Raw genomic sequence first — 14578 nt, forward strand, 5'->3', positions numbered from 1 at the left:
GTCCCCCTCTTATAATCAATACCGGTCGAGCCCTGCAGCCGCCGCCTCGAATGGCGGGCTTTCGCTGGCGGCCTGTTTGCGCAGCAGAATGGTATGCGTGGTGCCTGCTTCTTCGCAGCGGGTATGCATTTCACCGCCATAGTGATGAAGATAGTTCTGCACGATATGCATTCCCAGCGCAGGATGAGGCTCCTCAGCCTTGGGCGGACCGCCCATCGGAACAATCCGGGAGAGCGAATCGTCTTCCGTAGACGAACCCGTATGGAAGACCGCCAGGCTATAGTGCGTATCGCTCTCCTCGAGCGTAAGACGGACGATCCGCAGGGGATCATGAGGCGGAACCGCTTCTACCGCAAGCCTAAGCAGGGTATGGACGATGCTCGAGAAGTAGGGAACCGGAAGGTCCATCCGCTCGAAGAGACACTCCAGCATCCCGTCCACCTGCAGATCGATTTGGGACGCGAGGCAGACCGGCGACAACTGGCTGAGCACCACGCCCAATACAGGGGAAGCGACGGAATTTACAACGGACTCCTGGACGAGCTCTTTGCACCAATCCGCGATAAATTGTTTGGCGGCATCGTATTTATTCATGGTCAGCAGGGCGTGAACGGTTTGGACACGATGGATGAGCTCGTGCCGGGCCTTGCGGATGCTCTGCATGGTCGCTTCCGATGATTGAACCCAGTGCGCTTCTTCGCCGAGCTGCTGCCGGCTGGCTCTCTCCTGTTCCTGAAGCAGGCGCAGGATGTAATCCTTATACTCCAAGTGGGCGTACCACTTGGTGTTCTCGATCAGCGACGTGACTTCAGCCGCCAGAAGCTTCAGCGTATGGAAGTGCTCTTCGCGGAAGGAACGGCCGGGCATCCGGTTCTCGAGGTAGAGCAGGCCGATGATCCTGCCGCTCTTGCGGACCGGAAGGCACAGCAGCGAATGCGGCCGGACTTCACGGATATAGGGATCCTGGCCGAACAGGCCGCTAGCCGGCGTCTCCTGCAGCAGCAGGGTATCGCCGGTCCGTGCCGCATACTGCACGACCGTAACCGGGACGCTCGTACTCGTGTCGAGCGGAGCGGAGTGCAGGACGCGGAAGGGATCATGAAGCGACTTCTCCGCTTCCAGGTGGAGCCGCCCGTCTTTGTCAAGCAGGAGCACGCCCTTGTCGGCGCCCGCATTCTCCAGTACAATCCCCATAATGCTCTCCAGCATATGCTGGAACACTTCTTGATGGGAGAGCGCTGGAAGGTCTTTCATGACGGAATCGGCCCCAAGTGCCGCAGCGCCCTCCGGCATGCGCCCAAGCAGACCCGGGTACAGCCTCTCCAGCTGGGCGACCTTGCGGACGCCGCCCCAGCGCTCGTAGAGACTGCGGGCATCTTGGAGATAGGCTCTTGCGATCTTGAGCCGGCCGGTCCGCAGGTAGAAGATGGCCGCCCTCTCGTTGGCCATCGCCTCCCGGGGCAGGAACCGGGAACGGGCGGCTGCCTGAACCGCCAGATCATACGCCTCGGCCGCCTGTGTGCGCTGTTCGAGAATCCGGTGGTACTCGGCCCGGAGCAGCAGATGCAGGTGCCGGTAGTTGCTGGGCGAGTGGTCTGCCCATTTGTTCAAAATCCGAAGGCTCTTGCGGATCCGGTGTTTATACTTCTTCTGTGCCGGGGCAGAAGCGCTCTCATAGAGGGAGGCGAGTACCATGCCGTATTGAAAATGATGAATCTCGATATGCGGAAAACCGAACATTTGGCTGAGATTCGCTTCCGTCTCCTCGCACATCCGGAGGGCCTCCCCCAGCTCGTTCATCAGATAGAACGCCTGGATCTGCAGGGAGTAGTACGTATGCACGACGGCCTTGTTGCTGAGCCCGCGTACGAGCTGGGCTTCCTCGGGCTGCAGCAGTCCTTCGGAGGCACTGTATTCTGCGCTTCCGGGCTGGGAGGCTTTCTCCATGAAACGAATGAACCGCTGGATAACCGTATAAATCCAGATGACGTCCCGATCCTGTGCCTTATGGACGAATTCCCGGTATTCCTCGGATACCTGCAGCACGTCCGGCAGGGTATCGCCTTTGAGCAGCTGCATGAAGAAAGAAAAGGCGATCGAATACCCCGCGTAGACGAGATCGCCCGATTCCACGCCGTATTGATATGCTTTGCGCAGATGCCCGACGTTCGCCTCGATATGCTCGCGGATGTTGTTCGAGAATCCGCCATAGGCAAAGTAAACCTTGCTCTTGATTGCCGGATTCGTATACATGTCGCTGAGCTGTATGCTGAGCCTGCCGTACTCCCAGCCGGCCTTCAACCGCCCGAACAGCGCGCTGACAATAACGCCATACGTCGAGTAGGCATAAGCCGAACCGTCCGAATGCCCGTGGGTCAGTGAATAATTGAACATCCGAAGCATGAGGTACACATAGAGATCCGCGTTCAGGAAGTAGGCCGATGGAATGAGATTGACCAGGAACCGCATGACCGCCTTGTGTTCGGGCTCCGTCATTTGGTAATGGTCGAGCAGATCTTCACGCGAACGCAGGCCGAGATGGAGCTGGGATTTGAACATCTCGAGAAGAATCCGTCCCTTGCCAATCTTCGGACTCAGCGTCATCCCCAGCAATCTCAGGCCTTGAAGGCCCAGCCGCACGGCTTCCGCATGGTCGCCGATATGCGTATGGAGAATGATCAGGAGCGTATAGACGTCGGCCTTCTCCAGTTTTGTCCTTGAATGGCGCAGGACGATATCGAAGGAAGCCTTCGCTTCGTCGAACCTGCCGCACAAATACTCGAGTTCGGCCCGCTCGAGCTGGAGCGAATACATAAGCTCGAACCGGGAAGCCCAGTCGCCCGGATCCAGGAGGCGCAGCCCCTGGACCGCATAACGGTAGGCGGTATCGTAAGCGGAGTTGCCCTTCGCCTTCCGGGCGGCGGCCAGATTCTTCTGGGCGAGCGCGGCTTTCTCCCCGGGGTCATGGATTCCCTCGGCGCCGAGATTGAGCTGGTCTGTGACTTCGAAGAGCGGCATATCGTGCTCTTCCTCCGCATAGAGGGCTTGAAGCGTACGCCCGGTGTGCAGGTGAATCCGTTGTTTGTCTTCTTCGGAGAGCAGGGAATAGACGGCTTGGTAGACGCGGTCATGCATGAATTTGTAAGAACTCCCCGCGGATCCTGCGGCTTCCCTGCGGCCGCCCCCCACTTGGAGAAAGAGGCTGTCATCGACGGCTCTCACCAGCAGGGCGGTTATGCTCTCCTCGTCGAGTCCGGTAACGAGCGCCAGAACCTCCGGTGTGAACTGCTGGCCGATACAGGCGGCGTGCATGAGCAGGTGCTGCATGGACTCGCTTAACCGGCGGATCTTGCCCATCATGAAATCCACTACGTTGTCGGTAATGTGAAGCTCCTTGATCCGTTCGGTATCCCACTCCCAGCTGTAGGCCCCTTGGTCGAACCGCAGCAGCTGGTGGTCGTACAGCGAGCGGAAGTACTGCTTCGTGAAGAAGGGATTGCCCTTCGTCTTGCTCATCATGAGTCCGGCCAGCTCACGGGGATCCTGCTTCGCAGGCCGGAGCGTGTCTTCCAGCAGCCGGGCAATGTGGGACTCGCTGAGCGGCTCCAGCCGGATCTCCAGGGGGGCGCTGCGGCTGCGGCCGAGCTTATCCAGCAGGGAATGGAGCGGGTGCGTGCCTATCACCTCCCGGTCGCGGTATGAACCGATGAAAAGCAGGTGGAGGCTCGGCAGGCCAAGGAGAAGCTCCGCAATCAGCTGCAGGGAGGCCGGGTCAGCCCACTGCAGGTCGTCGAGGAACAGAACCAGCGGGTGTTCCTGCGACGTGAAGACGCTCACGTACTGCCCGATCGTCAGAACAAAACGGTTGTGCATCTCGGCGGGGGGCAGCTTCGGAAGCGGCGGCTGCGTTCCGATGACCGCTTCGATATCGGGATTCATCTCGGTGAGAATCTGTCCGTTCGGTCCCACGGCCTGCAGAATCCGCTGCCGGCATATCTCGAAATCGCGGGGGGAGAGCTGGTGCAAATGCTGGAGCAGCCCCCTGCCCACCTGACGGATGGCATAGTACGGCGACTCCCGTTTGTATTGGTCGAATTTGCCTTGCACGAACAGGGCGGTGCCCTGCACGATGCCTTTCTGGAACTCGTGGATCAGATACGACTTGCCGATGCCGGAGAGTCCGGAAACGAATACACTCTCAGCCTGTCCGGTAAGGCAGCGGGCATAGGCTTCACGAAGGAGTCGCAGCTCCCGCTCCCGGCCATAGATCGTCTCGGAGATCAGGAAGGGGTGCGCCGTATCCGCGGAGCCGATCGCGAACGCTTCAATCGTGCCGCCGGACTTCAGCATGCCGAGGCACCGCTCCAGATCACGCTGCAGGGCATAGGCGCTCTGGTAGCGTTCGCCGGGGACCGGGGCAAGCAGGCGGCCTAAGATGTCCCCCAGCGTACCGTTCAGGGGAGCAGCAGGCTTCGAGTGGAGGCGGTCCCCGCCAGGCAGCGTACCGGTAAGCATGCGGTGAAAAAGCACGCCAAGGCTGTACAGGTCGGTGCGGTAATCTACTGCGGCGCCGGTGGGGCCGTGCAGCTCCGGTGCCAGATACGCGAGACAGTCGGCGCCGGCCGGATATTCCGGCCCTGCAGCTGCAGCGGTGAGGGCGTTCCGGTAGGTCAGGCTGTGAAGCTCCGTCAGCCGGACGGCCGCCTGCCGGAAATCCACGAAGAAGGCATACGGCGACAGGGCGGTATGGGCCAAGTGGAGGCCGTGCAGCTGCCGCAGGGCATCTGTCATGAGGAGGGCGAGCTCCAGGAACGGAGCAGGCTCCATAGGGGAGGATGCCAGCAGCGACGTCAGCAGCTCTCCGTCCGTCTCCTCGGTCACAAGGGCGGGGGCTCCCCGGAAGGAGGCAAGGGCTATCGGCAGCAGGAGCGCCGGCGCCTCCGACAGGCGGCCGCCTCTCTCCAGTTCCAGTGCCAGCAGCTGCGCTTCCCGGGGGGTGTTGTATTCCGGTTTCAGCACTTTGACGAGACGCTTCGGTCCGCCAGCTTCTTCGGTACGGTACCATATGGCGGATGCCGTTTCGTCCAGCCGCTCTGCGGCGCCTTCGTTCAAGTTCAAAGCCACGAGATATTCCTCCGATTCGGGCACTTCATTCCCTTTATTGTACTTTCACCGTGTAGCAGAAGCAACCGCCAAACCATCCGAATCCCCTTGGTGATTCGTCCAAGAGGGCTGCGGATTTTTCAAGCAGGCGCCGTTTCGCTATAATGAAAGGGAAGACGGAGGGAAAAGATCGGAGGAGTGCCTGATGAAAGTCGCTATTGCCGGCGGGACCGGGTTCATCGGCGGGCATTTGACCCGGTATTATACGCAGCGGGGGACGGAGGTTATCCTGATCTCAAGATCTTCCCGCGAATCGGATGACAGGCTGGTAAGCTATGTTACCTGGTCAGAGCTCGAGCAGGACGCGTCCATGCTCGAAGGGGCTGACGCCATCATTAATCTCGCGGGCGAGTCGATCAACCAGCGGTGGACAGCAGCGGCGAAGGCCCGCATTCTGCAGTCGCGCCTCGATTCCGTCCAGAGGGTAGGGCGCATCGTGCAGCGGCTGGAGCGCAAACCCGTTCTTGTCAATGCATCCGGCATGTCGGTATACGGCTTGTCGGAGACCGAATCGTTCACGGAGGAGAGTCCGCACCGGCTGGATCACTTTCTGGCCGAGGTTGTCGAGAAATGGGAAGCCGAGGTGGGCAGGGTGCCTGCTGCGCGCACCGTGATGCTGCGTGTAGGGGTTGTGCTCGGCAACGACGGCGGCGCCTATCCGAAGATGCGGCTGCCGTTCCTCTTCGGCGCAGGCGGACGGATCGGAAGCGGCAGGCAATGGCTCTCGTGGATCCATGTGGATGATATGGTCCGGCTTATCGATTACTGTGTATCGAACAGGCAGATGCAGGGGCCAGTCAACGCCACAGCGCCGGAGCCGGTGAGGAGTGACAGCTTCGGGCGGAGCCTGGCGAAGGCGATGGGCCGGCCGTACCTGTTCCCGGTGCCGGCATTTGTGATGAAGCTGGTATTCGGCGAGATGTCGATGCTGCTGCTCGAGGGACAGCGGGTACTGCCGCAGGCGGCGCTGAAGGACGGATTCCAATTTACCTATCCGGCCATCGACGAGGCGCTGCGCCATCTGGTGCAGACGGCCAAAGGAGGATAAGGAGGCACCTATGCTGATCTATGGAAGTACGGACATTCACGAGCTCCGCTTCGAAGAGTTCACAGCCCGCGCGGAACGCCGCGACGAGCAGTGGATCGACGTGGAGGTCGAATTTAAGGTGGCCGGGCCAAGCGCTGTGCCGGACGGCATCAGCCGTCTGGGCGCGCTGCTGGTCTGCACGGCCCGCGGGGATATCGCGGAGATCGCCCCGCAGGACGAAGGGCGGGACTGCGAGTTCCAGTTCACGGAGAGCGAGAAGAGCCAGCTGCGCGAGTATTACGAGCGCGAAGTGAGAGCGTTGGTTCTGCAGGAGGCTGCGGGGCGCAGCGGAGCGTGACACCCCGCCTCCGTTATTCCCGGTTCCACGGCAGCGTGGTACCGGTTTTTTTTGTGTGCGCAGTGTAAAGAAAATATTAACAAAGTTGGGTTCTGATTACATGGATGGTCCGCTGGGGTAATACAGGCTAGTTCGTAAATTTCACGCATGCGAAAGAAGGAGTGTGAAACAGGTGAGGCTGCCTGTAAGTATGAGAACGGTACCCGGGAGGCTGGGGAGAATGCTGCCCCTTATGGTGGCGCTGTCCTTGGGAACCTTAACCCTGCCGGCCGACCGCGTCTGCGCAGATCCGGATGGGAAGGGAATGACCCCGGCCCAAGAGGCGGAGGCGTTCGCCGACCGTTTTTTTGAGAAGCCGGAAGTGAACCAAAGCTTGGCGGGTGCCGTCGTGGTCATCGTTCAAGACGGGGAGGTCGTGCTCCAGAAAGGGTACGGGTATGCGGATCTCGAGAAGAAGACGCCGGCTGACCCGGAGAAGACCGTCTACCGGATGGCCTCGCTGTCGAAGCCGGTAACGGCTACAGCGCTAATGCAGCTGGCCGAACAAGGGAAGATCGATTTGGAGGGGGACGTGCAGGACTATCTCGGCGGGCTGTCCGTCCCGAACCGGACCGGGGAGCCCTTGCGGGTGAAGCATCTGCTCACCCACACTACGGGGTTCGACTATACGGACCGGGCCGGCACGCTGACGGGACCCCTGAGTCTGGAGGCGTATATCCGGACGTATATGCCGACGGTCATCCGCCGTCCCGGCGAAGCATACCGGTACGACAACTTTGCCTCGGCTCTCCAAGGGTACATCGTACAGCGGGTATCGGGCCAAGGGTTCGGCGCGTATGTGAAAGACCACATATTTAGTCCGCTAGGGATGGCGAACAGCGATTTTGTCCTGACGCCTCAGCTGCTTCCGAAGCTGGCTCCGGCTTATGACAGCCGCAACCGCCTCATCCCTCCTTATGAGGTCGTGCCTACCGAGATGCCGGAAGGGGGGATGCTGTCGACGGGCGCGGATATGGCCCGGTTCATGGTCGCTCATCTGAACGGCGGACAGCTGGGCGGCGCCCGGATTCTCCGCAAGGAGACGGCCGCCTCTATGCACACGTTCCAGAAGGCGATCCACCCGGATATCCCCCAAATGACGTATGGCTTCGAATCGTTCATCCATCAATATCACAACGGACAGCGGGTGATCTCGAAGGGCGGGGACATCGAGGGCTACCATTCTTGGATGTGGCTGCTGCCCGATCACCGGTCCGGCGGGTTCATTGTGTATAACAATGAAGTGTCCGAGCTCCGGGTTCCCTTCTTCCAGGCCTATATGGACCACTATTATCCCCTAAGGGGGGGAGGGGCAGAGGAGAAAGAAGCCCCAGCCTCCCAAGAGATGCTGAAGAGGCTGGAAGGGCGGTACCAGGAGCTGCGGAGCCCGAGCACCCTCTACACGGTGAAGGCGGAGGACGGGCGGCTCACCGTCCGCGATTCATCGGGGAGCCATACGCTGAAAGGGGACGCTTCCCTGCTCTTCCATGACGAAGAGGGCGTCCCGGCGGCGTTCCGGGAGGAGGGAACAGGCGAGACTTACTTCTATTCCAGCAGCCATCCTTCCAGCTGGGCCCGCAAGCTGAGGGAACCGGAACCCTACCAGGATGTGCCGGAGAGCGATCCGGATGCCGGGGCGATCTACCTCCTGCGGCAGCTGGGCGCCTTCGGTGATGAGGGACAGACCCGCTTCCGGCCGGACGAGACCCTTACCCGTGCGGAGTTCACGGCGATGCTCGTGCGGCTTAGCGGCCTGCAGCCTTCGAAGGAGCCTCCCGCCTTCAAGGATACGGCCGGCAGTCCTTATGCTGCGCAGATCCAGAGCGCCTATGAGATGGGGGTAGTGCAGGGAGAAGGACCGGGGATCTTTGCTCCGGAGCAGCCCCTTACCCGGCTGGAGGCGGTGTCGATCCTCGCCCGGCATGCCGAAGGATCGCCGGGCGAGGGGGAGGGGGCACCGCCCGTGGCCGGGAAGGCGGAGGAAGGCGCCGGAGGCGATGCCGCCGGCCAGCCGGAATCGGCAGCAACGCCGCCGGAGGCGTGGGCGGAGCAGGGCGTGCGGTTTGCAACCGCCGCCGGATTATGGCCTGCAGCAGCGCGGGAGGAGGCGGCGCAGCGGCAGTGGCTGGCGCAGCCGATGTCCCGCCGCCAAGCCGCCGCCATGATCGGTTCGCTGCTCCTGCAGCGAATGGAGGCTGAAGCTTGGGCGGCCCTGCTGCAGGTGTAAGCCCCGAACAAAGAGGATGGTCCGCGTCCGTAAGACGCAGCCATCCTCTTTGTTTGGGTGAAAGCTATGCGGCAGCCCGCGCCGGCGGGCGGGCTGATCCAAGCCGCTGCAGCCAGGCGGTCCCGGGCGGTTCGGCTGTCGGGGCCGCAGCGGCCACGGAGCCTAGCTTGTGAGTGCTATTCGGCATCCGGACCAGCCGAGCCTTTGCCCAGTGCCGCCTTCAGCGCTTCTTCGAGCGCCGAAGGCATCTTGGCGTTATCGCTGAACTGCTCGGCCAGCTGGCTCTGCTGCCGCTTGCCTGCCCGTCCCCGGCCGCCTGGGCCGCCGGTGTCGTTCAACATCTCGATGACGTTGCAGGGACGGCACTGCGCATACTTGCCGGCCTTCCCGGTGTGGATCTCCATCTTCTTGCGGCATTGCGGGCAGCGCTTGTTCGACAGCTGCGCTTCTGCGGCACGCTTATAATTGCACTCGCGCGAGGAGCATGCGAGCATGCGGCCCCGCTTGCCCTTGATGTCCTGCAGCGGCGAGCCGCAGTCCGGACACTTCGAGTGGGTGAGGTTGTGCGGCTTGTATTCCGCCGAGGAGGTTTTCACTTCGCGGACGATCGCCTCGGTCTGCTTGCGGATGCCCGCCATGAAGGCGTCAGCGTCGCCCTGCCCCTTGGCGATGCGTTCGAGCTCCCGTTCCCAGGCAGCGGTGAGCTCGGATGTACGGAGCTCCGGCACGACGAGCTCCATGAGCTGGGCGCCCTTGCCGGTCGGCTGCAGCGTGTTCATCCGGCGCTCGATCGTGTCGGTCGAGAGCAGCTTCTCGATGATATCGGCCCGGGTTGCCGGCGTGCCAAGGCCATGCTTCTCCATGACGGACAGGAGGCCGGCTTCCGTGTAGCGGCCCGGAGGCTTCGTCGTGCCCTTCTGCTGGCTGAGACGCAGGTCCTTCAGCTCCATGCCCTGCTGCAGCGCTGGCAGCGTCTGCAGGGAGGATGGCTCCTCCTCAGGGGCATCGTCGTCATCTGAATCGGGTGGTGCGCTGCTTCCGTCATAGATGGACTTCCAGCCAGCTTCCTTGACGATGCGCCCCTTCGCATGGAAGGCTTCGCCGGCAATATCGAGCGTCACGGCTGTCTCGTCGTACCGGAACGCCGGGTAGAAGAGCGAGAGGAACCGGCGCACGATCAGGTCATAGAGCCGGCGCTCGTCGGCTCCGAGCAGCTGCAGCTGCGGCCGCTCGTCCGTCGGGATGATCGCATGGTGGTCGGTTACCTTGCTGTCGTCGACGATGCGCTTCGTAACCGGCAGCGGCTTGCCAAGCAGCGGCTTCGCCGAGGCGCCGTACGGCGTGCCGAGCAGCGCCTTCAGGCGGTCCGGCAGCGTGGAGACCATGTCGGAGCTTAAGTGGCGCGAGTCGGTCCGCGGGTAGGTCACGAGCTTATACTGCTCGTAGAGCCGCTGCAGCACGTTCGACGTCTGTTTGGCGGTGAAGCCGAGCCGCTTGTTCGCGTCCCGCTGCAGCTCGGTGAGGTCGTAGGCGAGCGGGTGAGGCTCGCTCTTCTCCGACACCTTCAGCGCGGACACCTTCGCCGACCGTGCCGCCTTCAGCCGCTCCAGGAGGGCATCGGCCGCCGCCTTGTCGAACAGCCGGCCGTCGGGATGCGCCTGACTGCGCCACAGCGCTTGGAACGAGCCCAGCTGGGCGCGGAGCATCCAGAAGTCCTTCGACTGGAAGGAGCGGATCTGCGCTTCGCGGTCCATCATCGCGGCGAGGGTCGGTGTCTGCACCCTGCCGGCGGCGAGCTGGGCGTTGTGCTTGACGGTGAGAGCCCGCGTGATGTTCAGGCCGATGAGCCAGTCGGCCTCGGCGCGGCATACGGCGGAGCGGTAGAGCGGGTCATACGCCTGGCCGGGCTTCAGCGAGGCAAAGCCTTCGCGGATCGCCTTGTCGGTCTGCGATGAGATCCAGAGCCGCTTGTAGGGCTTCTTCCACCGGACGAGCTCCATAATCCAGCGGGCGACGAGCTCGCCTTCCCGTCCGGCATCTGTCGCGATGATGAGCTCCTTCAGGTCGCCGCGCTGGGCGAGTTGGGAGATGGCCTTGAACTGGGGCGTCGTCTCGCGGATCACCTTCAGCTTCATCTTCGGGGGAAGAAGAGGGAGGTCCTCGAGGTTCCAGGTTTTATATTTCGGATCGTATTCTTCAGGCTCGGCGAGCGTGACGAGGTGGCCGAGCGCCCAGGTGACGACATACTGGGGGCCTTCCATATAATGTTTATGTTTCTGCTGGCAGCCGAGCACGCGGGCGATTTCCTTGGCGACGCTGGGCTTTTCGGCCAGAACGAGTGATTTCATGCGGATGGTGCTCCTCTCGGGACAAAAATAGCGTTTTCCTGCTTCCTTGGCATTATTGACGCTGGGAGGACGTTTGTCAAGCCGGCGGGCCCCCGGTTACTCCTTGCGGTACAGCTGCCGGTAATCCGTCGGCGTCATTCCTTCCTGCTCCAGAAACCGCTTGTTGAAGTAGCTTACGCTCGGATAGCCGGTCCGCTCCGCGATCTCCTTCACGGTGAGGTCGGTGTGCTCGAGCAGCAGCTGCTTGCCCGTCTGCAGGCGGCATAGGGTGATGAAGGTCATGGGGGTCATCGAGGTCGCCTTCTTGAACAGCCGGCAAAAATAGTAGGAGCTGACGCCCGCCCGTCCGGCCCATGCCCCCAGGTCGAACGGCTGGCAGGCTTCGGCGCGCATGGCCGGCAGCAGATCCAGGACCCGGCTGCCCGGATCGGCCCCCCGGGGATCGGACCAGGGGAGCGCCTCGCTGACGAATTCGGCGAGCACTGCATAGGTCAGGGTGGAGAGGCGCGTGAGCTGCAGGAAGCCGTGCGCCTCCGCCTCCTCAAGGAGCCGGTCCATCGCTTCCTCCACAGGCTTCAGCTGCCGCACCTTCCAGAGCGTCGACCGCCCGAAGCCCCGCTCCAGCAAATATTCACGCAGGCCGCTGCCGTAGAAGTGCAGCCACCTCACTTCCCACGGATCCTGCTTGTCTGCATAGTAACGCTGCTCGGACAAGGGGAAGTACAAGAAGGCGTCTCCGCGCTGCAGCGTGTGGATCCCCCGCTCATCCTCCACGCAGCCTTTGCCGCCGAGCACCACATGGATGCTGTAATTATTGAGGACGCCGGCCTTGCGGCTCACCTCGTGGTCGGGCATGCTGCTGTACCAGCCTACCGATTCGGGGAGGATCATGCAGTCGTGCCGGTTCAGGGTTGGAAGCATGGACTGTCGTTTCATCCGTCTACCGCCTTAGGACAATATTGTGTCAGCCAACTGCAAAAAGCTGTTATTTTCATTTTAGATAGGCTTCCTTATAATAGCAATATCGTAGAAGAAAACAGTCGAAGGAGCGAAACGTAAAGATGAGCGAGAAGAAGATCAGATGGGGAATTCTGGGCTGTGCCAACATTGCTGTACGCGCGGTCATTCCAGGAACGCAGCAGTCGGAGACGGGCGTGGTGGCGGCCATTGCGAGCCGGGGGATCGGCAAGGCGCAGGAAACCGCGGAGAAGATGGGCATTCCCACATCCTATGGAAGCTACGAAGAGCTGCTCGCCGATGAAAGCATTGATGCCGTTTACATTCCGCTGCCGAACCATCTCCATAAGGAGTGGACGATCAAAGCGGCCGAAGCGGGCAAGCATGTGCTGTGCGAGAAGCCGGCGGCGCTGAATGCCGAAGAGATGCGCGAGATGGCGGCGGCCTGCGGGAAGGCAGGCGTGATCTTCGCGGAAGCGTTCATGTACCGCTACCATCCGCGGTACGCGATGATGAAGGAGATCATCGCCTCCGGCGAGATCGGCGAGCTTCGGGGCATTCACGGCGCCTTCACGTTCAACAACGCGAAGGATACGGAGAACGTGCGCTACAAGCAGCACATGGGCGGCGGCTCGATCTACGATGTCGGCGTGTACCCGATCAGCGCAGCCCGCTACATTCTCGGGCAGGAGCCGGAAGCGGCTACCGTGCATGCTTTCCTGTCACCGGAGCATGACGGGGTAGACATGATGGCCTCCGGCCTGCTGGAGTTCCCGGGCAGCGTCGCGTTGACCTTCGACTGCGGCATGTGGGCCGCCGGACGCAATGTGCTCGAGATCCTCGGCACTGACGGCCGGATCGAAGTGCCGTCCGCCTTCGTCACCGCAGGAACCGAAAGGGATCACTTCTTCGTGCATGCGAAGGGCGGGCGCCGGGAAGTAGAGGTGCCGTATCATAATCAATATGCGCTGCAGGCCGACGCGATCGGGCGCAGCATTCTGTACGGGGAACCGCTGCCTTTCGGCCCGCAGGATGCCGTGAACGGCATGCGTGTCGTCGATGCGTGCCTGAGCTCCGCGCGCGAACGCCGCCGGGTAGAGCTGTAATCCGGTTGGAGCAGCGAGTGAGATAACCGGTGTGGGCAGGGACCTTTGTGCGAAGCACAACGGAACGCCAAACGTTATAACCGAATGATATGAGGAGGAACAGGAGCCATGAGAACAATTACCATTCAGGGACTGGATAAGCCCGTATCTTGTTTGATCAAGGGATCCGACTATTTCCGCGAGGACGTGTACGACAAGGCGGCCCGCAACCTCGACGCTTACTTCGCGATCGGCGGCAATACGATCGACACGGCCTACATCTACTGCGGCGGGGAGAGCGAGAAGACGATCGGACGATGGATGGCGGAGCGGGGCAACCGGGAGCAGGTCATCATCCTGACGAAGGGCGCACATCACAATAAGGATGGGCCCCGGGTCACACCGGAGGATATCGAGGCGGACCTGCAGGAGAGCCTGCAGCGTCTCGGAACGGACTACGTGGACCTGTACGCGCTGCACCGCGACGATCCGTCCGTTCCAGTCGGCGTGATCATGGATGCGCTGAATGAGCACATCCAGGCCGGACGCATCCGGGCCATCGGCGGCTCCAACTGGACGACCGCGCGCCTGCAGGAGGCCAATGAGTACGCCTCCCAGCATGGCCTTGTGCCGTTCACCTTCTCTTCGCCGAACCTGTCGCTCGCCAAGGCCAACGAGCCGTTCTGGGCCGGCTGCGTATCCGCCGACAGCAGCGACTGCGCCTGGCATGAGCAGCACCAGCTTCCGCTGCTTTCCTGGTCCTCGCAGGCCCGGGGCTTCTTCACGGGCCGTTTCACGCCCGAGGTGCGGGACAACGCCGACCTCGTCCGCGTCTTCTACAGCGAGGCGAACTGGGACCGGCTGCGTCGTGCGGAGCAGATGGCGGCGGAGCGCGGCGTGACGGCGATCCAGATCGCCCTGGCGTATGTGCTGAACCAGCCGTTCCCGGCCTGCGCGCTGATCGGTGCGCAGACGCCCGAGGAACTGGAATCGTGCCGCCAGGGGGCGGAGATCATGCTGACGCGCGAGGAGCTCGAGTGGCTGGAGCACGGCACGGCGGTGCGGGCTTAAGGAGCCATACAGGCTTCCTCCGTCTGACTGAAGCAGACCAGGCAGCATTTGAACAGCAGGAGACCCTTTCGCAGGGGAGCCTGCTGTTTTATTTTTGCACGGTGCGTTACGCGGACAAACAGGGCAGATTCCCGAGCTGTGGTGGGGAAGGGGATCTGCGGGGGGAAGGAATCGGGCATGGTATAGCCCGCTCCTCTACGTCCTGTGAAGAACGGATTATCATGTCCAACAAAATCAAACCTCATATCTATCGAAGGGGAAGTACATATAGAAAAGAGAGGATGGACAGCATTGATTACTAAC

General features: G+C 61.9%; 8 protein-coding genes. 5 read left to right on the top strand and 3 right to left on the bottom strand.

Features of this window, described 5'->3' with window-relative positions:
* Positions 1-15: 15 nt before the first annotated feature.
* Positions 16-5124 (bottom strand): AAA family ATPase, encoded by a 5109-nt coding sequence (locus O9H32_RS18825; RefSeq protein ID WP_269867670.1) that lies wholly within the window; start codon positions 5122-5124, stop codon positions 16-18.
* A gap of 184 nt (positions 5125-5308) precedes the next feature.
* Between O9H32_RS18825 and O9H32_RS18830 the strand changes: the two genes are divergently transcribed.
* From O9H32_RS18830 to O9H32_RS18840, 3 genes are all read left to right on the top strand, one after another.
* Positions 5309-6211 (top strand): TIGR01777 family oxidoreductase, encoded by a 903-nt coding sequence (locus O9H32_RS18830; RefSeq protein ID WP_269867671.1) that lies wholly within the window; start codon positions 5309-5311, stop codon positions 6209-6211.
* Positions 6212-6221: 10 nt separating this feature from the next.
* Positions 6222-6548, top strand: coding sequence for a hypothetical protein (locus tag O9H32_RS18835; RefSeq protein ID WP_269867672.1), 327 nt, complete (start codon positions 6222-6224; stop codon positions 6546-6548).
* Positions 6549-6738: 190 nt separating this feature from the next.
* Positions 6739-8814, top strand: a complete 2076-nt coding sequence (locus O9H32_RS18840; RefSeq protein WP_269867673.1) for a beta-lactamase family protein — start codon at positions 6739-6741, stop codon at positions 8812-8814.
* Between the two features lie 176 nt (positions 8815-8990).
* On the opposite strand, the gene O9H32_RS18845 is transcribed toward O9H32_RS18840, so the two are convergent.
* Positions 8991-11162, bottom strand: coding sequence for a DNA topoisomerase III (locus tag O9H32_RS18845; RefSeq protein ID WP_269867674.1), 2172 nt, complete (start codon positions 11160-11162; stop codon positions 8991-8993).
* Positions 11163-11258: 96 nt separating this feature from the next.
* Entirely contained in the window at positions 11259-12098 is an 840-nt protein-coding gene (locus O9H32_RS18850) for an AraC family transcriptional regulator (protein ID WP_269867675.1), read from the bottom strand.
* 125 nt (positions 12099-12223) lie between these two features.
* On the opposite strand from O9H32_RS18850, the gene O9H32_RS18855 reads away from it, so the two are divergent.
* Positions 12224-13225 carry a Gfo/Idh/MocA family protein gene (locus O9H32_RS18855; protein WP_269867676.1) on the top strand — a complete coding sequence of 334 codons (1002 nt, stop codon included), beginning with the start codon at positions 12224-12226 and terminating at the stop codon, positions 13223-13225.
* Between the two features lie 108 nt (positions 13226-13333).
* Positions 13334-14275: an aldo/keto reductase gene (locus O9H32_RS18860; RefSeq protein ID WP_269867677.1), complete on the top strand. Its 942-nt coding sequence runs from the start codon at positions 13334-13336 to the stop codon at positions 14273-14275.
* Positions 14276-14578: the final 303 nt, after the last annotated feature.

Source organism: Paenibacillus caseinilyticus, assembly GCF_027533645.1.
Taxonomy (GTDB): Bacteria; Bacillota; Bacilli; order Paenibacillales; family NBRC-103111; genus Paenibacillus_G; species Paenibacillus_G caseinilyticus.

Excerpts from the sequence above, each read along its gene's own strand:
- O9H32_RS18830 (WP_269867671.1), top strand. The coding sequence starts at position 5,309 with ATGAAAGTCGCTATTGCCGGCGGGACCGGGTTCATCGGCGGGCATTTG.
- O9H32_RS18835 (WP_269867672.1), top strand. The coding sequence starts at position 6,222 with ATGCTGATCTATGGAAGTACGGACATTCACGAGCTCCGCTTCGAAGAG.
- O9H32_RS18840 (WP_269867673.1), top strand. The coding sequence starts at position 6,739 with ATGAGAACGGTACCCGGGAGGCTGGGGAGAATGCTGCCCCTTATGGTG.
- O9H32_RS18845 (WP_269867674.1), bottom strand. The coding sequence starts at position 11,162 with ATGAAATCACTCGTTCTGGCCGAAAAGCCCAGCGTCGCCAAGGAAATC.
- O9H32_RS18850 (WP_269867675.1), bottom strand. The coding sequence starts at position 12,098 with ATGAAACGACAGTCCATGCTTCCAACCCTGAACCGGCACGACTGCATG.
- O9H32_RS18855 (WP_269867676.1), top strand. The coding sequence starts at position 12,224 with ATGAGCGAGAAGAAGATCAGATGGGGAATTCTGGGCTGTGCCAACATT.
- O9H32_RS18860 (WP_269867677.1), top strand. The coding sequence starts at position 13,334 with ATGAGAACAATTACCATTCAGGGACTGGATAAGCCCGTATCTTGTTTG.